Genomic DNA, 19,384 nt, shown 5'->3' with positions numbered 1-19,384 from the left:
TAAAGAAATTGTTTCAAGAAGAAAACAAAAACTGATTAGAAATAGTTTTTCGACTGCGGTCCTTGACTGAATAAAAGATCGATGATGCTCAAATCAGGTAGAAATCCATTCTTATCCTCAAATAACTGATAATATGGCTTTTGTTGCTGAAGCAATGAGGGCATTTTAGGGTGAATGGCCTTTCGATAATCTATTTCGTTTGGCGATTCCACTTCATATTTTTCGCTTAGCAATATTTCACGGTTTATCTTGAGTAATTTAAGGATCAACTTTAATTGGTCTACATGGAATTCCAGGAGATGGCTGTATTCCTTTTCGTAAAATCCGCGGAAGTCATCCTCATAGAACTCAAAATAGGCAGAACTACGATAGGCTGTCTGAAGGCTTAACCAATGCAGTCTTTGCCATGGATGGTCATAATTGATCAATACATCCTTCATGACCTGCCTTTGTTTTTTCCCGTGCTGAATAGGCACTAACAAATCCAGAACACCATTAGCCGTGGCAATTTGGGTTCTTGTACGGAAGGTCTGTTTGGGAAAGTTCTCAAACTGTTCCACGACAATGGGACCATCGTTATTTTTTATGGTTTGTAAATAACTGATATTGGGCAGGTAGAGTGCCGGTAAAAGGATTCCTGTTGACATAAACGAATATTCACTTCAAATTGTCCGCAAAAATAACTTTATTTGGGGATATTTGTAAAGTACTTTAAAATAGGCATGAAGGAAAAACTAATTTACGGGACATTGTATTTAATATCACTCCTGCCCTTTTGGTGCCTTTACCTGATCTCCGATTTTCTTTTCGTCTTGATTTACTATGTGTTCGGTTATCGCAAGAAAGTGGTTTTCGATAACCTGAGAAATGCATTTCCAGAGAAATCTGAGGAGGAAGTCAAAGACATCGCCTATAAATTTTACCGGTATTTTCCGGACTTGTTGGTTGAATCTGTAAAAATGGCGACCATCAAACCCGAAGAGGTCATCAAGCGGATTGAATTATTGAATCCGGAGGAAGTGTATCAATATACAGAGCAAGGAAAAGGGGTCATTGGGGTGACCTCCCATTATGGAAATTGGGAGCTATCGATCCATCGGCTGTCTTTGATGATGGATGTTCCGGAGCTGATTGTCTACAAACCTTTAAACAATAAAGTGTTCAATAAGATTCATAATCAGATCCGTTCGCGGTTTGGAGCTGAAATGGTCCCTATGAAGCAGATCTTACGACATATTATAAAGTTGAAAAATGTTCCACATATTAGTATGTTTGTAGCGGACCAGACACCTACCTATCAGGATTCTGATTATTTCATGGAATTTTTGAACCAAGATACCTTGGTTTATACAGGTGCCGAAAGGATTTCACGATTGACGAAATTTCCAGTGGTATTCTGTGAGGTCAGGCGGAAGGAAAAAAGAGGCTATTACAGCTGTAGGTTTACCACCTTGGTGGAAAACCCAGATGAATATCCAGAACATGAGATTACCCATATCCACAACCGGTTTACGGAGGAGATCATTCGCTCGGAACCGGCGTATTGGTTATGGTCCCATCGCAGATGGAAGCGTAAAAGAAGAAATTAAATGTCAAATTACCCGAAAGTTGCCGTTGTCATATTAAATTGGAACGGGAAGTATTTCTTAGAGAAATTCCTTCCTTCGGTATTTAATAGTACATACCCCAATATTGAGTTCATTATCGGAGACAATGGTTCGACCGATGATTCCATTACGTATGTGGAAGAGAACTTCCCGATGTTCAAGATCATTCGCAACAGCGAGAACTTAGGTTTTGCTGGTGGATATAACGAGGTGTTGAAACAGGTGGAGGCGGATTATTTCATCCTATTGAATTCCGATGTGGAAGTTTCGGAGAATTGGGTGGAACCTGTGATTGCCTACATGGAACAGGACCCCTTGATGGTGGCTTGCCAACCGAAAATCCAAGCGTACCATAGCAAAGGCGAGTTTGAACATGCAGGAGCAGCTGGCGGCTATATAGATTATTTTGGGTTTCCGTTCTGCCGAGGTCGGATCTTGGATAAAGTAGAAAAAGACCATGGCCAATACAATGATGCACGAGAGGTATTTTGGGCGACGGGCGCTGCATTGTTCATCAAATCCGAGGCTTGGAAAGAAGCTGAGGGCTTCGATGCCGATTTCTTTGCCCATTTTGAAGAAATAGACCTGTGTTGGCGATTGAAGCGCATGGGGTATAAAGTTGGCTATTGTCCAGACTCTATCGTCTATCATGTGGGGGGTGGAACGTTAAAGACCAGCAATCCGCAGAAAACCTATCTCAACTTCCGAAACAATCTGGTCATGATGCAGAAGAACCTGTCCGTAGGTGCTGCTATTTGGAAAATATCCTTGCGATTATGGTGGGATCTATTTGCCTTAATCAAATTTCTTTTTGACGGAAAAACGGCAGATGCTTGGGCTGTAAGCCGAGGTCATCAGTATTTCTTCAAGAATTTCTTTAAAACTGCAAAGAAAAGAAGGAAGTATGCGCAAAAAGAGAACAAAAAGGGTCAATATAAAAATTCTATTATTTGGGATTATTATATGAATAATATCCATAAATACAGCGAGCTTCATGACAATAATTTCCATTAATTGCTAAAGTCCTGAATTATCTTTTCCTGCATTAATTACATTGTTTTGCAACACTTTGCGCAATCAATCAATTTTTGTTTTAAATTATTTTACCCTTAATATATTTTGTATTTTCGTGGTCTATGTCAATAGATATTCAAGCGAAGATAGCAGAACTTACACGTGAGCTGAACGAATATAATTACCAATATTATGTTTTAGCACAGCCCTCTATATCCGATTACGATTTTGACCATAAATTAAAGGAACTGGAAGCATTGGAGCTGCAGCACCCTGAATTCAGAGATCCTAATTCCCCTACGCTCAAAGTTGGCGGTGATATCACACAAAGATTCCAGACGGTACGTCATAAATGGCCCATGATGTCATTAGGCAATACCTATAATGAGCAGGAATTAAAGGATTTTGACAATAGGGTCCGGAAAGTGGTTGGAGAGCAGGTTCAGTATGTTGCGGAATTGAAGTTTGATGGACTTTCCATTTCCATTTCTTATGAGCATGGGAAATTGGTCCAAGCGGTGACCCGCGGCGACGGAACACAAGGTGATGATGTGACCAGTAACGTGAAAACGATTCGCAGCATCCCACATCAATTAAGGAAAGGCGACTATCCGGAAAGCTTTGATATCCGTGGAGAGATCTTTATGCATAAATCGGCCTTTTTGAGGTTGAACAAGGAAAGGGAAGAGAATGGAGAACAAACTTATGCCAACCCAAGGAACTTTGCATCAGGAACCATCAAGTTGCAAGACTCGGCGGAAGTTGCAAAAAGGCCATTGGACTGTTTTCTTTATTTTCTATACTGCGACAACAGGAATAAACTATTCCATGATCATTGGCATAGCATAGAGGAAGTTAAATCTTGGGGATTCCCGGTTTGCGAACACAGTAAACTGTGCAATTCCATCGAGGAAGTATTGGCTTTTATCCATCATTGGGATGAGGCTAGACATCAATTATCCTATGAGATTGACGGAATTGTGATCAAAGTAAATGACTTTGCACAGCAAGAGGAATTAGGCTTTACGGCCAAGTCTCCACGTTGGGCAATTTCTTATAAATTCCAAGCTGAGCGGGTTGAAACTATTTTGAACAGCATCAGCTATCAGGTTGGAAGAACTGGGGCAGTGACTCCTGTGGCAAACCTAAAACCAGTTTTATTGGCAGGAACAACGGTGAAGAGAGCCTCTTTGCATAATGCCAACGAAATCGAGCGATTGGGACTGCATGAGCATGATACGGTCTTTGTAGAAAAAGGTGGCGAGATCATTCCGAAGATTATTTCAGCAAATGTTGAAAAACGTCCCGAAGGAGCAAAACCATTTGTATACCCTACTCACTGTCCGGAATGTAATACAGCCTTGGTCAGGGAGGAAGGCGAAGCGGTACATTATTGTCCGAATGAGGATGGCTGTAAACCGCAGATCGTTGGCAAGCTGCAGCATTTCATCGGCAGAAAGATGATGGATATACAAGGTTTAGGCGATGAAACCATCGAAACCTTTTTCCGTTTGGGATTAATCAGAAAGATTTCAGACATCTATACACTGAAGGATAGAGAGTCTGAATTGGTCGGCATAGAGCGATTTGGGCAGAAGTCCATAGACAATATGCTGAAAGGCATAGAACAATCGAAGAACAAGCCATTTGAGAAAGTATTGTTTGGCTTGGGGATCCGACATATCGGTGAAACGGTTGCGAAAAAATTAGCGCAGCATTTCAAGAACATCGATGCGATCCGTTCGGCTACGGTAGACGAGATCCTTTCCGTTCAGGATATTGGATTGCGTATCGCCGAAAGCATCAATGCTTATTTGGTCAATCCGGAGCATTGGGAAGAGATCGAAAAACTTAGAGCGATGGGCTTGCAGTTTGAAATCGAAGAGAAAGAAGTACAATTGGCAGGTGATAGCCTTTCAGGCAAGACCTTTTTGATATCCGGTGTTTTTGCGGATCATTCCCGAGAAGAATTGACGGAACTGATAGAGTCGCATGGTGGTAAAATGTTGAGCAGTATTTCCTCAAAACTGAATTATTTGGTTGCAGGAGACAAAATGGGACCATCCAAATTAGCGAAGGCTGAAAAACTTCAGGTTCCGATGATTTCGGATGTTCAGCTGCTAGCGATGATCAATAAATAAGAATAAAATAAATAAATATACATAAACGATGAACGAGCTTCAAGGTGCGGGAGTAGCATTAGTCACTCCATTTCACGCAGACGGCACAGTAGATTACGAAAGCCTCGGCAATCTGATAGATTTTCAGATTGAGGGAGGCATTGATTATTTGGTTTCATTGGGTACCACTGGCGAGACAGCTACCCTAACCCAAGATGAACGAAAGAAGCTGTGGCAATTTACTTCGAAGCACGTCAATAAGCGTATTCCATTGGTAGCTGGTATTGGCGGAAACAATACTTATGAAATCGTTGAACAGATCAAGAACTTCGAAGTCCTGGATTATGTGGCAATCCTTTCGGTTTCTCCATACTATAATAAACCTACGCAAGAAGGAATTTACCAGCATTATAAAGCGATTGCGGAGGCTTCCAAGCTTCCTATCATACTGTATAACGTACCGGGACGTACAGGCAGCAATATCAGTCCGGCGACCACAGTACGTTTGGCAAAGGATTTCAAGAATATCGTGGCAACCAAAGAGGCCTCAGGGAATTTTGCGCAATTCAGTGAGATCCTTCGTGACAAACCCAAGGAATTCCTGTTGATTTCTGGGGATGATCCTGTTACATTGCCGATGATGGCGATGGGTGCCGCTGGAATTATTTCGGTGGTTGGCAATGCCTACCCTACCAAAGTTTCTGCCTTGGCTCATTTATGCCGCGAAGGAAATTATGTGGAGGCCAGAGCCATTCACTTGGAATTATTGAAGATCATTGACCTTTGTTTCATTGAAGGAAATCCAGCTGGTGTAAAATACATCTTGGAAAAGAAAGGCATTGGCAAAGACCATGTTAGGTTGCCATTGGTTCCGGTAAGCGACAAAACCAAAGCAGCCATAGATGCAGAGATGCAGCTACTAGGTTAAAAAAAATATAAGGTTGGCAATGGAAATTCGCCAACCTTTTTTATTTTTAGGTATTCTTTTTGTTACCAAATAGAAACTGAATCAAAAAAAATGGAAACATCAAACCAACAACCTAGCACTAAGGGTTCAAAGTTCAAAAAATTCATTAGCTGGTTTTTACTCATCCTATTTCTAGCCTTTGCTGGATTTGTTTATTTCAAATATTATTTTGTATTTGGAGAAGGCGTTAAATCTGGGGTTTTGAATTATGCGGTAAAAAAGGGAAATTTATTCAAGACTTATGAAGGTAAGCTTATCCAAGAGGGCATTCGTTCGCAGAAGACCGGCACTGGGCTGTCGAGCAATGAGTTTGAATTTTCCATTGAAAACGATTCAGTTTTCCATATCTTGGAACTGAATAGCGGAAAAGCTTTCGACCTACACTACAAGGAATATCATGGTGTATTGCCTTGGCGAGGAAATACAAGATATGTAGTGGATAAAATTATACAAATGCGTGATGCGAAGACAACTACTTTTTAGTTGATCGGAAAAACATATCAGAAAAAAATTGGGGCTTCAACCGACGTTAGAGAAGGGACTAACAAAGGTTGAAGCCCTGGTCTTTATAGGGAAATTTAGTTTTGTGGGATGCCAAAGAATAAACTTTTCAGAAAAAGATTGCAAAATTAAATTTCGTGAACTATATTTGCGGAGTACTTCGATAGTGGTACGCTAATCATTACCTCTCTAAAAAGATGGTCTTGATTTATAAAGAAGTGGCGAGAGACTGGCTCAATGACCCACTGGCAACCTTCAATAAGGATTGAAAAGGTGCCAATTCCTGTCCGAGGCAATAAAGCCCAGGAGCATATAAATGAAATAGACTATGACTTCAAAATTTTCAAAATCGGAATTAGTATATCTTGTTGGAAAACCAGCAACAGATTCCAGTATTCAATTTATTTCCAGCTGTATTATTTGCATTGCCCGAATGCGATAGTCGTCCCTATGTTCAAGCACTAAGCACTAGTGCAAAAATTTAGTACCGACGACCAGAAACACAGCAAGGAGAGAATCATCCATTCAATTTACTAACATCTATAATCAACATAAAAATGGCAGACAACAAGAATCTTAAATTTGAAACACTACAAGTGCACGCAGGTCAAGACGTAGACCCTACAACTGGATCAAGAGCATTACCTATATATCAGACTACCTCATACGTTTTTGAAAATGCAGAACATGGCGCCAACCTATTTGCCTTGAAGCAATTTGGAAACATCTATACCCGGATCATGAATCCTACCACAGATGTTTTCGAAAAACGTATCGCAGCTTTAGAGGGTGGTGTTGCAGCGGTTGCTGTTTCTTCAGGACAGGCAGCCCAATTCCTAGCTTTGACCAATATCCTTGAATCCGGAGAAAACTTTGTTTCAGGATCCAATCTATATGGCGGTACTTACAATCAGTTCAAGGTTTCTTTTAAAAGATTAGGCATTGAAGCAAGATTTGCTGAGGATTCAGATCCTGATAAAATTGAAGCATTGATCGACGATAAAACAAAAGCGATCTATGTGGAAACGATTGGGAACCCTAGTTACAATATCCCAGATTTCGAGCGAATTGCATCGGTTGCTAAGAAACATGACCTACCATTGATCGTAGACAATACTTTTGGTGCCGGCGGTTATTTGTTCAAACCATTGGAGCATGGTGCTAACGTGGTGGTGGAATCGGCAACAAAATGGATCGGTGGACATGGAACTAGTATTGGAGGTGTGATTATCGATGGTGGAAACTACAACTGGGGGAATGGTAAATTCAAACAATTCTCGGAGCCTTCTGAAGGATACCATGGTTTAGTATTTTCCGATGTATTCGGAGAAGGTGGACCATTTGGAAACATTCAATTTGCTATCCGCGCTCGCGTTGAGGGATTAAGAGATTTCGGTCCTGCCCTATCTCCATTTAACTCATGGCTTTTGGTGCAAGGTCTGGAAACTTTGTCGCTACGTGTACAACGCCATGTTGACAATACCTTGGAAATTGCACAATGGTTGGAAGCACATCCTCAAGTGGAGCAAGTAAGCTACCCAGGATTGAAAAACCACCCATACCATCAGAATGCACAAAAATATTTGAAAAACGGATATGGGGCGGTATTATCATTCACCATCAAAGGTGGAGTTGATAAGGCGAATGAGTTCATCGATTCATTGGAATTGATCAGCCATTTGGCGAACGTAGGTGATGCGAAATCCTTGATTATCCATCCTGCGGCAACGACACACCAACAATTGAGTGCAGAAGCGCAGAAAGCAGCTGGAGTAGCTCCAGGTCAATTGAGACTTTCGGTGGGTATCGAGCACATCGACGATATTAAAGCAGACTTAACACAAGCATTTGACAAAATCAAGTAAGTGGGGGCTTAACTGATTTTTTAGGAGGAAGATAATTAAAGAGAATGAGTGTAAAGACTTTCGGATATAGCCAAGACTTCGAATTAGAGAGTGGAAAAAAACTGGCAAATCTACAGATAGCCTACCATAGTTATGGTCAGCTAAATGAGGACAAGTCCAATGTGATTTGGGTATGCCATGCCTTGACTGCAAATTCAGATGTTTTTGACTGGTGGCCAGGATTATTTGGCGAGAATGAATTATTTAATGATAAGGATTATTTCATTATCTGTGCCAATGTATTGGGCTCACATTATGGGACGACGAATCCCCTATCCATTGATCCTGACACCAACCTACCCTATTATTCAGACTTCCCTCAATTCACGATTAGAGATATTGTTAAAGCACATGGACTATTAGCTGATCATCTAGGGATCCAAGAGATCAACACCTTGATTGGAGGATCTCTAGGCGGTCAACAAGCTTTGGAATGGACCGTATCCAAAACCATAAAGATCCATAATCTAATAGCCATCGGCACGAATGCGTTTTTCTCGCCTTGGGGAATCGCATTCAATGAAAGCCAACGCCTAGCTATCGAAGCAGACGCAAGCTATAAAGAGAAAAGGGATGATGCAGGCTTAAACGGCTTAAAAGCGGCCCGTAGCATGGCATTATTGTCCTATAGGACCTACAATGCCTATGGAACGACCCAAGTGGAATCTGACCATGATAAAACGGATGCTTACAAGGCTTCTTCTTACCAAGCATACCAAGGCGATAAATTAGTAAGGAGATTCAATGCCTTTTCCTATTGGTATCTGACCAAGGCGATGGATAGCCATCATCTAGGCAGAGGCCGTGGTCAGGTGGAACAAGTACTAAATTCCATTGAAGGGGTAAATTCCCTGATCATTGGTATTCCATCGGACGTGCTATTCCCTCCTCAGGAACAGGAATTCATCGCGAAGCATATTCCTAATGCGGAATATTATGAGCTGCACTCCTTTTTTGGGCATGACGGCTTCTTGATCGAAACGAAAACCCTGACTCAAGTCATAGGCAACTTTCTTGAGAAACATAATACTAAAGCAGAAAATCACTTAAATTTAATTAAAGAATAATGAGTAAGAAACTTACCATCGGGATGTTTGGATTTGGTGTGGTGGGACAAGGTTTATACGATATCATAAAGACAAAGAACCTAAACTTAGAAATCAAGAAATTTGTTATCAAAAACGCGGACAAAAAAAGAACCTTGCCTGCGGAATTGTTTACCACAGATGCCAATGCTATTCTAGAAGATCCAGAAATCAATACCGTGGTGGAATTGATCGATGATGCCGAAGCTGCTTTTGAGATTACAAAAAGAGCACTGACAACAGGAAAGAATGTTGTTTCTGCCAATAAAAAAATGATTGCCACCCATCTAGAGGAATTGACCGAGATCCAAAACCAACATGGCACTTCCCTATTGTATGAAGGCGCTGTATGTGGCAGTATCCCTATTATCAGAAACCTGGAAGAATACTATGACAATGAGCTTTTGCATTCTGTAAGCGGTATCTTCAATGGTTCATCCAACTATATTCTTTCCAAGATCTTCAACGAAAACCAAAGCTATGATGAGGCTTTGAAAAAAGCGCAGGAGTTAGGTTTTGCAGAAACGGACCCCACATTGGATGTTGGCGGATATGATCCAAAATACAAATTAGCTATTGTAGCTTCCCACGCTTATGGCATTTATATCAACCCAGATGAGATCCTTAACTTAGGGATTGATACCTTAGGGAATGCGGATATCCGATATGCACGAGAGAAAAACTACAAAATCAAGTTGATCCCTTTAGCTAAAGAAATCACTAATAATCAGGTTGTGCTGTATGTGCTTCCTAAGTTTATCTCCAAAGGAAATATCTTGCAAAATGTAGAAAATGAATACAATGGCGTATTGGTAAAAGCTGCATTTGCGGATGAGCAATTTTTCTATGGAAAAGGAGCTGGCGGTCACCCGACAGGATCTGCTGTGCTATCTGATATTGCTGCATTAAGATATGATTACAAATATGAGTACAAGAAACATTTAGAGGCTCAACAGGTTGAATATTCAACTGATTATGCGCTAAAAGCTTATTTCCGCTATGAGGACGAAGATGTATTGGAAAATATTGAGTTTATCAGTATTTCAGAAAGATTCTATAGTGATGATCACAAATATGTGATTGGAACCATTAATCTCCAAGAAATCATTGCAAAGCGAGAGATTATCCATCAACAAGGAAATTTCTTGGCTGAAATCATTTAATTCCATTTTAAATTAAGATAGAAAGTGTTTTTCCTGTAAAGGATTAACACTTTTTTTATTCTTCAACGCTTTCATTTTAGGTCATAAAGCATGGAGGAGCATCCCACAAAAATGTTTTGTTTCTGAAAGTTTTTGTTTTTTAGAAAAATAAAGCCTGGAAGCGGATAATATTTGCATTCTAAAGGTAACATTATCATTACATGAACAGATTTTGGCATTTAATAGGTTAAATAATTGTTAATACATTTGCTTTGTCATGGTTTTTGCATTATATTATTCGCATATTATTATATAAACTTAAAAATCTAATTGATCATGAGAAAGTGGAATGTGTTAGTACTACTAAATGCAGTATCTATTGGTTTGTTTGCACAGGACAACACCAACGCTAGCACGAGTGAGGGATCTGCATTACCGTATTTAATAATCGGAATTATTGTTTTAACCGTTGCTATATACATGTTATATAGCCGACAAAAACGGAAATTCAACGATTAACAACGTATTAAAATATACGTATAATAAGAAAAGGCCTGATTAGATCAGGCCTTTTTCGTTGTATTGTGTTTGTATTATATTTCAAGATATTATGCTTAGTCTCTTTTCAGTCCGAATTTCTCGATCTTACTGTACAGGTGACTTCGTTGGATATCTAGGTCATCTGCTGTTTTGGAGACATTCCAATTGTTTCTTTCCAATTTGTATTTAATGAATTCGCATTCAGAGAAGTCTTTAAAGTCTTGGAAGGAGGTAAATTGTTCCATATCGAATCCATTGCTCGTATGGTTTCCTGCCAGGCTATTTGCAGTGATGGGACCTCCGGGATTAGCAAATTTCAGGACATCTTCTTCGGTGATCTTTTTATCACACAAGATGATCAAGCGTTCGATCATGTTCCTCAGTTCCCTGATATTCCCGGTCCAAGGCAACGATTGAAGCGCTTTCATAGCATCAGGCGTAAAGGCTTTGACAGGCATGCTGTACTCAGCACAAACCTCTTCGCAGAAGGCATTGGCCAAAGTCGGGATATCGTCCTTGCGTTCATTTAAAGAAGGCACATGGATCAAGATAACACTTAGACGGTGGTATAAGTCCATTCGGAAGTTACCTTCTTCGATTTCTCGCAATAGATCTTTGTTGGTAGCGGCAATTACTCGCACATTGACATCGATTTCTTTTTCACCACCTACCCTAGTGATTTTATTTTCCTGCAAGGCTCTCAATACCTTGGCTTGAGCGGAAAGGCTCATATCACCAATCTCATCCAAGAAGAGTGTACCGTTGTTTGCTTGTTCGAATTTACCGATACGTTGCTTTACCGCTGAGGTAAAAGATCCCTTTTCATGGCCGAACAATTCAGACTCGATCAATTCAGAAGGGATTGCAGCACAGTTTACTTCGACTAAGGTAGAACCTGAGCGAGATGATTTTTCGTGCAACCAACGCGCCACCAATTCTTTACCAGCACCATTAGCACCAGTGATCAAGACGCGTGCTTCAGTTGGGGCCACTTTTTCGATGGTATCTTTAATCAAGTTGATACCAGAAGAGTCACCTAGAATTTCTTTTGTTTTGGAGATTTTACGTTTAAGGACTTTTGTTTCCTTAACCAAGGAGCCTTTTTCTAGGGCATTCCTTACGGTGATCAATAACCTGTTGAGGTCAAGAGGTTTTTCCAGGAAGTCAAAGGCCCCTTTACGTGCAGCTTCAACCGCTGTTTCAATGGTACCATGTCCTGAGATCATGATGAACGGGATATCGGAAAACTCTTTTGCAGCGGTCAGTACTTCCATACCGTCCATTTTGTTCATCTTGATATCACATAATACCAAGTCGATTTTTTCCTTCTGCAAGATCTTCAGACCATCCTCACCGTTGTCGACATCGAGGACTTTATAATCTTCATATTCCAAGATATCACGTAACGAGCTACGGATTGGGCGCTCATCATCTATAATTAAAATTGTTGTCATAACTTAACACACTTGTTTATAGGCAATAGAAAATGTACAATAATTTAAAAAAAAAGAAGCAAACCTTGTAAGCCGGGTTCTGTATTCTAAAATAAGAATTTCTATCATTTATCTAGGTCTGCGTTCACACACAGACTCCATCAACCTACCCATTGCAAGTGCCCGAAGGCAGAAAACGAGCCGCTTTCTAATCTTGCAACCTATTTGGTCTTTCAACATACGAGGTTTACCGAGATGTATGTCGCCATACAAATCCGTGAGCTCTTACCTCACGTTTTCACCCTTACCCCGAGGGGCGGTATATTTTCTGTGGCACTTGCTGTCTGATAAAAAATCAGCCTTCCCGTTAGGAAGCGTATCGCCCTATGTTGCCCGGACTTTCCTCTCCATGTAACATGCAGCGATAGAACCAGTTTGCTTCAATGTGCAAAACTACAAAAAATTCAATGGAATAAGGCTAAACATACATTTTTGATAGAACTGAAAAATAATTAACAAGAAAAGTAAATATTTTTCACCCCACCTGTAGCGAGGTAAATTTTATTGTCGTTATATGATAAAACATAAGTCGACAAGATGTTCTTTTTAATTATTTATTAAACATTATTTATAACTTAACATGAAAACTACTACATTTTTAAGAACATTATTAGCTATTACAGCAGTTGCAGGTGCATTGACTACTATTTCTTGCGGCCCAAAGGATGAGGTAAAACCAGAGAAGAAAAAGACAAAAATGGTAAACGTGGTTTACAAAATTAACTCTCAAGTAAAAGACTTGAAATTAAACTCTTTAGTGGTAAGTGGATTCAAAGGTCAAGACTCAACTATTGCGGTTAAAGATACAGACAAACTTCCAAGAGAAATCAGATTGAGAAGACCGGCTCCAGCAAAGAACGCTGCATTAAAAATCAAAACTACAGTAAACAAACCAGGAAAAGTAAACTTAGAAATCTTGGTTGACAACAAATCAGTGAAAAAATTAGAAGCAAACATTACAGACATTAAAAAAGAAGGTGTTTTGGAACACAAATTTTAATTATAGGATCTAAAAAACAAGAAACTACTTTCCCCAAAATAATTACCAAGGCTGTACCCAATAGGTTGCAGCCTTTTTTTAATATCTGAAGTTTTGATTATAGATCTTGGGCGATAGCAAAGCCGGCTGCCCATGCCCATTGGAAATTGTATCCGCCCAACCAGCCTGTGATATCCACAGCTTCACCACCGAAATAAAGTCCTTCCTGTTTTTTGCTTTCCAGCGTTTTTGGGTTCAACTCGTCCGTTGCTATCCCTCCTCGCATAACTTCGGCCTTATCATAGCCCTTATCTCCGGCAGGCTTCACTTTAAATTGATGGATACTGTCTGACACCAATTTGGCATCTGCCTTACTTAGGGAGGCTATTTTTAACTGAATGGGAAGGAACTCTCCCAGTGCATCCACCATTTTTTTGGTAAAATGGTCACTTAATAATTGTCCAACGGTCCTTTTCCCTGCATTGTTCCTTTCTTCCTTGATCAGGTTATCTAATTTGAATTTCGGCAATAGATCAATGGTAAACTGCTCTCCGGGTCTCCAATAGGAAGAAATCTGCAATATTGCTGGCCCACTTAATCCCCAATGGGTAAAAAGGATATTTTCTTCAAAAGAGATCTTTTCGTTATATACTCTAGAGAACACGGAATTACCAGCAAGTGAAGCATACCAGTTTGCATCTTTACCGGTAATGGTCAATGGAACCAAGGCCGGTGCTGTTTCCACTATTCTATGGTTAAACCTACGTGCCAGCTTTATGGCAAAATCGGAAGCGCCTAGTTTGGCAACCGGCAAACCTCCGGTAGTCAGAACAACTTTTGGTGTAGAAATTTTTGCTTGTTTACCGTTTTTCTCATAGCTGATCTCAAAGCCAGCACCTGTTTTCTGTACATCAGTCACCAAGGTATCTAACCAAATATCCTGTCCTGTTTCATACATCAACTTGGTAAAAACTGCGACAATACCCTTCGCTTTATTCGAGACTGGAAATAACTGGCCTAAGGTCTTTTCTTGCCCTTGTATATTCCCGAACTGTTCAAAGAAGTTTATGGTATCTTCCACGGTCCATTGGGAAAACACAGCATTAAGGAATTTTGGGTTTTCAGAGACGAAGTTATCTATTGAAGTATAAAGGTTTGTAAAATTACATCGACCACCACCAGAGATCAGGATCTTGGCGCCAGGTTTTTCATTGCGTTCAATCAACAAAGTCCTTTTACCCAGAAATCCTGCCTGCACCGCGCACATCAGTCCGCAGGCACCAGCTCCAATGATTATCGCATCATAATCTTTCATTAGGAAATCAACTCTCCTTCCAAAGGAATAGTTCTTTGTTCTGCCCAAGATTTTTCTGCAAGTTCCAATAAACGGATGACATCGCGTGCTTGCTCCGGCTTAATGAACAGATTTTCTTCACCTTTGATAGCAGCGACAATATTCTTATAGAAATCTTGGCCTGAACCATATTCGCTTTCAATTTTCTCTTCAACATCTTTTCCATTTTCTACAATGGAAAGTGTGCCTTGAAAAGATGGATCTTCCTTACCCCAGTCTTGCATGCTGGCAGGGACAACTCCGTCACGCAATAAAGCTTCCTGAGCATCCACGCCCCATTTCACAAAACAGCCATTCATTCCATAAACAGCATATCGAGCGGTGGATATTTTAGCCAGCATCTGTCCTTTCAAGGAAACTTTGATACCGGGGTAAGACAGGATAAACTCGAAATCATCGATTGCCTTTGCTCCATCGCGTTGAACACGGAGGTCAGCAAATATCGCTTCTGGTTTTCCAAAGACTTGCAAAGCCTGATCGAGCAAGTGAGCCCCTAGATCATAATGTATACCAGATCCAGGTAAGTTCTCCTCACGCCATGCTCCGGCTCTCAAGAAGTTTCTGAAGCGGTCGTAACGTGCTTCATAATTCACCACTCTTCCTAATCTTCCAGATTCAATCACCTTTTTAACGGTTTTGAAGTCGGAATGAAAACGGGCATTGTGATGCACCGATAATAGCAGACCCTTTTCTTTTGCTAAAGCAATTAATTCATCGGCCTCAGTGCTATAATTGGTGAAAGGTTTTTCAACGACCACATGCTTACCAGCTTCCAGAGCAGCTTTCGCTAAGCTGTAATGCACATCATTGGATGTTGCGATCGCAACGATATCTACTTCAGGATCATTGATGATATCATCTGCAGACAGGACCCCAATAGCATTGGGATAGCGCTCGGCCAACATTTGCTGTTGTTCAGGTTTGCGGGCAGTGACTTTGTATAATTCTAGATCAGGATTGCCATCAATAAATGGGGCATGAAAAACATGCCCCCCTATTGAAAATCCGATTAATCCGACTTTAAGGTTTTTCATAATTACATTCTTTCCGGTACTTGGATCCCTAGCATGTTCATGCTTTCCGCAATTATCCTTGCTGCTGAGGCAGACATTTGCAGACGGAAGCCTTTGACATTTTCGTCTGCAGCTTTTAGGATCGTTTCCTCGTGATAAAATTTATTGTAGAGTTTAGCTAGATCGTATGCATAATTTGCCAATTGCGCAGGGCTGAATTCTTGCGCAGAAGCTTCAATGATAGCAGGATAATTTGCCAATGCCTGAATCAAATCGCGTTCATAAGGTGAAATGGATGCTGGTGTTTTCACATCCGCTCCTGTATATTCCGCTTTGCGAAGCACAGATTTAATCCTTGCGTGGGTATATTGAACGAATGGACCTGTATGGCCTTGGAAGTCCACCGATTCATTTGGATCAAAAAGCAGACGTTTTTTAGGGTCAACCTTTAATAGGAAATATTTAAGAGCACCCATACCGATGGTTTGATACAAGGAAGCTTTTTCTTCTTCATTAAAACCTTCAGTTTTCCCTAATTCTTCTGTTCTTTCTTTGGCAGTTTCGATCATTTCCGCCATTAAGTCATCGGCATCCACGACTGTTCCCTCTCTGGATTTCATCTTGCCAGATGGAAGGTCCACCATACCATAGGATAAATGGTAAAGACCATTTGCCCATTCCTTGCCTAATTTTTTCAAGATGGCGAACAATACCTTGAAGTGGTAATCTTGCTCATTTCCTACAACATAGATGGATTCATCCATTTTGAATTCATCGTATTTCAATTGCGCAGTACCTAGATCTTGGGTGATATATACAGATGTTCCATCACCTCTTAGCACCAGCTTTTGGTCCAGACCTTCATCAGTTAAGTCAATCCATACAGAGTTGTCTTCTTTTTTGAAGAAAACGCCTTTTTCAAGACCTTCTTGTATGATATCCTTTCCCAAAAGGTAGGTCTCCGATTCGTAATAGAATTTATCGAAATCTACACCAAGCTGTTTATAGGTTTTATCAAAACCGGCATATACCCAGCCATTCATGGTTTTCCAAAGGTTGATGACCTCAGCATCGTTTGCTTCCCATTTTTGAAGCATCACTTGCGCTTCTTTCATCAATGGGGCATTCTTTTTGGCATCATCTTCGGATTGGCCTTCTTGCTTGAGTTGGTCAATTTCCTTTTTGTATTCTTTATCAAAAACCACATAATATTTACCTACTAAATGGTCTCCTTTTAATCCTGCGGATTCAGGTGTCTCACCGTTACCGAACTTTTGCCATGCTAACATGGATTTACAGATATGTATACCACGGTCATTGACAAGGTTGGCTTTTACCACATCATAACCATAAGCTTTAAGGATTTCGGCCACGGAATAGCCCAATAAATTGTTACGAATGTGCCCTAAGTGCAGAGGTTTGTTGGTGTTGGGTGAAGAATATTCCACCATCAGTTTTTTACCGTTCTGCGGGTATTTTCCGAATGAATCAGGGAGGATGGTTGTATTCAACAGGGAGATCCAGTAATCATCAGAGAAACTCAGGTTCAAGAAACCTTTGATCACATTGAAGTCGCTGATCTCTTGGATGTTTTCTTTTAGATAAGTACCTATTTCATTTCCAGTAACTTCCGGAGATTTTTTAGAAAATCGGGTAACCGGAAATACAACTAAAGTGATTTGACCTTCAAACTCTTTTCTAGTCTCTTGTAATGCGAGTTGAGAAGCAGGGATTTCTGCTCCATACAATGCATTTACCGCTTCAACTGTCTTCTCAATAAGCAGCTCTTGGATTGATTTTGCCATGTAAATATTTCGTAATATTCGTAACTTTCTGATAATGAATTTAAAAAATAACGCATTGATTATTTAGGTATTCATCGTGAAAGCATATCTTTGCCAAAAATAATAAAAAATGCAGAGCTATCAGGAATTTCTTGACTTAAGTGTTGGTTTTCCGCAAGACGGATTCGATATCATCGATGACGAATTGTACTTCCACGATTTGAATTTGATGGAAATGATAGAAACGTACGGTACTCCCCTACGTTTTACCTATTTACCCATTATCAGCAAAAAGATACAACAAGCGAAAATCTTATTTCAAACTGCCATGTTGAAATATAACTATCGCGGATCATATAAATATTGCTATTGTACAAAATCTTCGCATTTCAAACATATCGTTGAAGAGGCCTTGAAGAATGATATCCACTTGGAAACTTCTTCGGCTTTTGATATGCCTATGATTGATGCCTTAGAGCGACAAGGTAAGGTGACTAAGGACATTACAGTGATCTGTAATGGTTTTAAAACCTACCAATACAAACAGTACATTGTTGACATGTTGCATGATGGATTCCGTAATATTATCCCAGTATTGGATAACAAAGAGGAATTCAACATGTATGATGATGAAGTTGAGCTTTCTGAACCTTGTAACCTTGGTATCCGTATTGCTGCTGAGGAGCAACCAGATTCACAATTCTATACTTCCAGATTAGGGATCAGGATGGAAGATGTGATTGATTTCTACAACAGCAAAATCGTAGATAATCCACACTTCAAGGTGAAGTTATTGCACTTCTTTATCAATTCAGGTATTTCTGACACTCCATATTACTGGAATGAGCTTGAGAAATATGTGACCTTGTACTGTAAGTTCAAAAAGATCAACCCTGACTTAGATACTTTGGACATTGGTGGTGGTATGCCATTCAAAGACTCATTGGTTCATGATTTCGATTATGAATACATGGTTAACGAGATTGTCAACCGCATCAAACAGATCTGTGCTCACCATGAGGTTGTAGAACCAGATATCATTACGGAATTCGGTAAGTACACCGTTGCTGAGGCTTCAGGTATCCTTTATAAGGTATTGGGCAGAAAACAACAGAACGACCGTGAGAAATGGTTAATGTTGGACGGTTCTTTTATCACCAACCTTCCTGACGTTTGGGCGTTGAACCAGAAGTACATCTTATTGCCGATCAATAATTGGGATTCGGAATATGAGCGTGTTAACCTTGGTGGTATCACTTGCGATGGTCAAGATTACTATAACCAAGAAGCACATATGAACTCGGTATTTATGCCAAAAACCAGAAAAGTACAATATCTTGGTTTCTTCCACACTGGAGCTTATCAAGAAGTATTGAGTGGTTACGGTGGAATTCACCATTGTTTATTACCTTCACCGAAGCATGTTTTGATCCGCAGAAATAGAGACGAGACATTTAACTATGAGGTGTTTGGCGAAGAGCAAAATTCAAAACAAGTAATGAAATTATTGGGCTACCAATAAGCCTGATTTCACAATAAAAAAAGCAAGTTAATTGATATTAACTTGCTTTTTTACTTTAGGGCTAAACCTTTTTTATGCCTAGCCATCCATAAATACTAATCCGCTGATTTCTTTTCGTAATGTTCGAGGTAATTGCATAAATACATCTGGTTTTAAATTTAGTTGGTAGTTTTTTGAGCCTGGTATTGGTAAGACGCAAAATAAATTTTGAAATCCCCCGCCTAACCACTTCCCATCATTGGCGAGGTAATCTTGATACTTCTTGTCCAAATCGTTAATTGTTTTATAAAACAATTTGATCGAAGAATCTCCAATTAAATACATGATTCACTGTTTATGTTAAAGAACTAACACAAAAT

Annotated in this window: 16 protein-coding genes, 1 other RNA gene and 1 riboswitch; of the genes, 10 read left to right on the top strand and 7 right to left on the bottom strand. The window is 40.0% G+C overall.

What is annotated here, in order from left to right:
* Window positions 1-35: 35 nt before the first annotated feature.
* Complete coding sequence (locus CKW03_RS06340; RefSeq protein WP_093095114.1) at window positions 36-647, bottom strand: WbqC family protein; 612 nt, start codon at window positions 645-647, stop codon at window positions 36-38.
* Window positions 648-722: 75 nt separating this feature from the next.
* On the opposite strand from CKW03_RS06340, the gene CKW03_RS06335 reads away from it, so the two are divergent.
* The 8 genes from CKW03_RS06335 (at window position 723) to CKW03_RS06300 (ending at window position 10,361) form a co-directional block, all read left to right on the top strand.
* Complete coding sequence (locus tag CKW03_RS06335) at window positions 723-1,589, top strand: lysophospholipid acyltransferase family protein (protein ID WP_093095113.1); 867 nt, start codon at window positions 723-725, stop codon at window positions 1,587-1,589.
* Complete coding sequence (locus tag CKW03_RS06330; RefSeq protein WP_093095111.1) at window positions 1,590-2,621, top strand: glycosyltransferase family 2 protein; 1,032 nt, start codon at window positions 1,590-1,592, stop codon at window positions 2,619-2,621. It abuts the gene before it with no gap.
* 122 nt (window positions 2,622-2,743) lie between these two features.
* On the top strand, window positions 2,744-4,762 hold the full coding sequence (gene ligA, locus CKW03_RS06325) for an NAD-dependent DNA ligase LigA (RefSeq protein ID WP_093095110.1): 2,019 nt from the start codon (window positions 2,744-2,746) through the stop codon (window positions 4,760-4,762).
* A 28-nt stretch (window positions 4,763-4,790) separates the two neighbouring features.
* Entirely contained in the window at window positions 4,791-5,669 is an 879-nt protein-coding gene (gene dapA / locus CKW03_RS06320; RefSeq protein WP_093095108.1) for a 4-hydroxy-tetrahydrodipicolinate synthase, read from the top strand.
* Window positions 5,670-5,759: 90 nt separating this feature from the next.
* The gene (locus CKW03_RS06315) at window positions 5,760-6,191 is read left to right on the top strand and encodes a hypothetical protein (protein ID WP_175486268.1); all 432 of its coding nucleotides are present in this window, start codon (window positions 5,760-5,762) and stop codon (window positions 6,189-6,191) included.
* A gap of 223 nt (window positions 6,192-6,414) precedes the next feature.
* Window positions 6,415-6,528, top strand: a riboswitch (SAM riboswitch).
* A gap of 238 nt (window positions 6,529-6,766) precedes the next feature.
* Window positions 6,767-8,074 carry an O-acetylhomoserine aminocarboxypropyltransferase/cysteine synthase family protein gene (locus tag CKW03_RS06310; RefSeq protein ID WP_093095106.1) on the top strand — a complete coding sequence of 436 codons (1,308 nt, stop codon included), beginning with the start codon at window positions 6,767-6,769 and terminating at the stop codon, window positions 8,072-8,074.
* A 44-nt stretch (window positions 8,075-8,118) separates the two neighbouring features.
* The gene (locus CKW03_RS06305) at window positions 8,119-9,180 is read left to right on the top strand and encodes a homoserine O-acetyltransferase family protein (protein WP_093095104.1); all 1,062 of its coding nucleotides are present in this window, start codon (window positions 8,119-8,121) and stop codon (window positions 9,178-9,180) included.
* Window positions 9,180-10,361 (top strand): homoserine dehydrogenase, encoded by a 1,182-nt coding sequence (locus CKW03_RS06300; RefSeq protein WP_093095102.1) that lies wholly within the window; start codon window positions 9,180-9,182, stop codon window positions 10,359-10,361. The genes CKW03_RS06305 and CKW03_RS06300 overlap by 1 nt, the downstream gene beginning before the upstream one ends.
* A gap of 593 nt (window positions 10,362-10,954) precedes the next feature.
* Here the strand turns inward: CKW03_RS06300 and CKW03_RS06295 are convergent.
* Together CKW03_RS06295 and rnpB are read right to left on the bottom strand one after the other, a co-directional pair.
* Window positions 10,955-12,334 carry a sigma-54-dependent transcriptional regulator gene (locus CKW03_RS06295; protein WP_093095101.1) on the bottom strand — a complete coding sequence of 460 codons (1,380 nt, stop codon included), beginning with the start codon at window positions 12,332-12,334 and terminating at the stop codon, window positions 10,955-10,957.
* 52 nt (window positions 12,335-12,386) lie between these two features.
* An RNA gene (gene rnpB, locus CKW03_RS06290) (RNase P RNA component class A) lies at window positions 12,387-12,754 on the bottom strand.
* A 199-nt stretch (window positions 12,755-12,953) separates the two neighbouring features.
* On the opposite strand from rnpB, the gene CKW03_RS06285 reads away from it, so the two are divergent.
* Window positions 12,954-13,373 carry a hypothetical protein gene (locus CKW03_RS06285; RefSeq protein ID WP_093095099.1) on the top strand — a complete coding sequence of 140 codons (420 nt, stop codon included), beginning with the start codon at window positions 12,954-12,956 and terminating at the stop codon, window positions 13,371-13,373.
* A 97-nt stretch (window positions 13,374-13,470) separates the two neighbouring features.
* On the opposite strand, the gene CKW03_RS06280 is transcribed toward CKW03_RS06285, so the two are convergent.
* Genes CKW03_RS06280 through argS form a run of 3 tightly spaced genes read right to left on the bottom strand, consistent with a single transcriptional unit; the run spans window position 13,471 to window position 17,524 of the window.
* Window positions 13,471-14,667 carry a BaiN/RdsA family NAD(P)/FAD-dependent oxidoreductase gene (locus tag CKW03_RS06280; protein WP_093095098.1) on the bottom strand — a complete coding sequence of 399 codons (1,197 nt, stop codon included), beginning with the start codon at window positions 14,665-14,667 and terminating at the stop codon, window positions 13,471-13,473.
* On the bottom strand, window positions 14,667-15,740 hold the full coding sequence (locus tag CKW03_RS06275) for a Gfo/Idh/MocA family oxidoreductase (protein ID WP_093095096.1): 1,074 nt from the start codon (window positions 15,738-15,740) through the stop codon (window positions 14,667-14,669). The genes CKW03_RS06280 and CKW03_RS06275 overlap by 1 nt, the downstream gene beginning before the upstream one ends.
* Window positions 15,741-15,742: 2 nt before the next feature.
* Window positions 15,743-17,524 carry an arginine--tRNA ligase gene (gene argS, locus CKW03_RS06270; RefSeq protein ID WP_093095094.1) on the bottom strand — a complete coding sequence of 594 codons (1,782 nt, stop codon included), beginning with the start codon at window positions 17,522-17,524 and terminating at the stop codon, window positions 15,743-15,745.
* A gap of 109 nt (window positions 17,525-17,633) precedes the next feature.
* Between argS and CKW03_RS06265 the strand changes: the two genes are divergently transcribed.
* Complete coding sequence (locus tag CKW03_RS06265) at window positions 17,634-19,025, top strand: arginine decarboxylase (protein ID WP_093095091.1); 1,392 nt, start codon at window positions 17,634-17,636, stop codon at window positions 19,023-19,025.
* Between the two features lie 78 nt (window positions 19,026-19,103).
* On the opposite strand, the gene CKW03_RS06260 is transcribed toward CKW03_RS06265, so the two are convergent.
* Window positions 19,104-19,349, bottom strand: a complete 246-nt coding sequence (locus CKW03_RS06260) for a hypothetical protein (RefSeq protein ID WP_093095089.1) — start codon at window positions 19,347-19,349, stop codon at window positions 19,104-19,106.
* Between the last annotated feature and the right edge of the window lie 35 nt (window positions 19,350-19,384).

It is taken from the genome of Sphingobacterium mizutaii, from assembly GCF_900187125.1.
Lineage (GTDB): Bacteria > Bacteroidota > Bacteroidia > Sphingobacteriales > Sphingobacteriaceae > Sphingobacterium > Sphingobacterium mizutaii.
The sequence above is the reverse complement of the archived record's forward strand: the minus strand, read 5'-3'. Positions and strand labels throughout refer to the sequence as shown.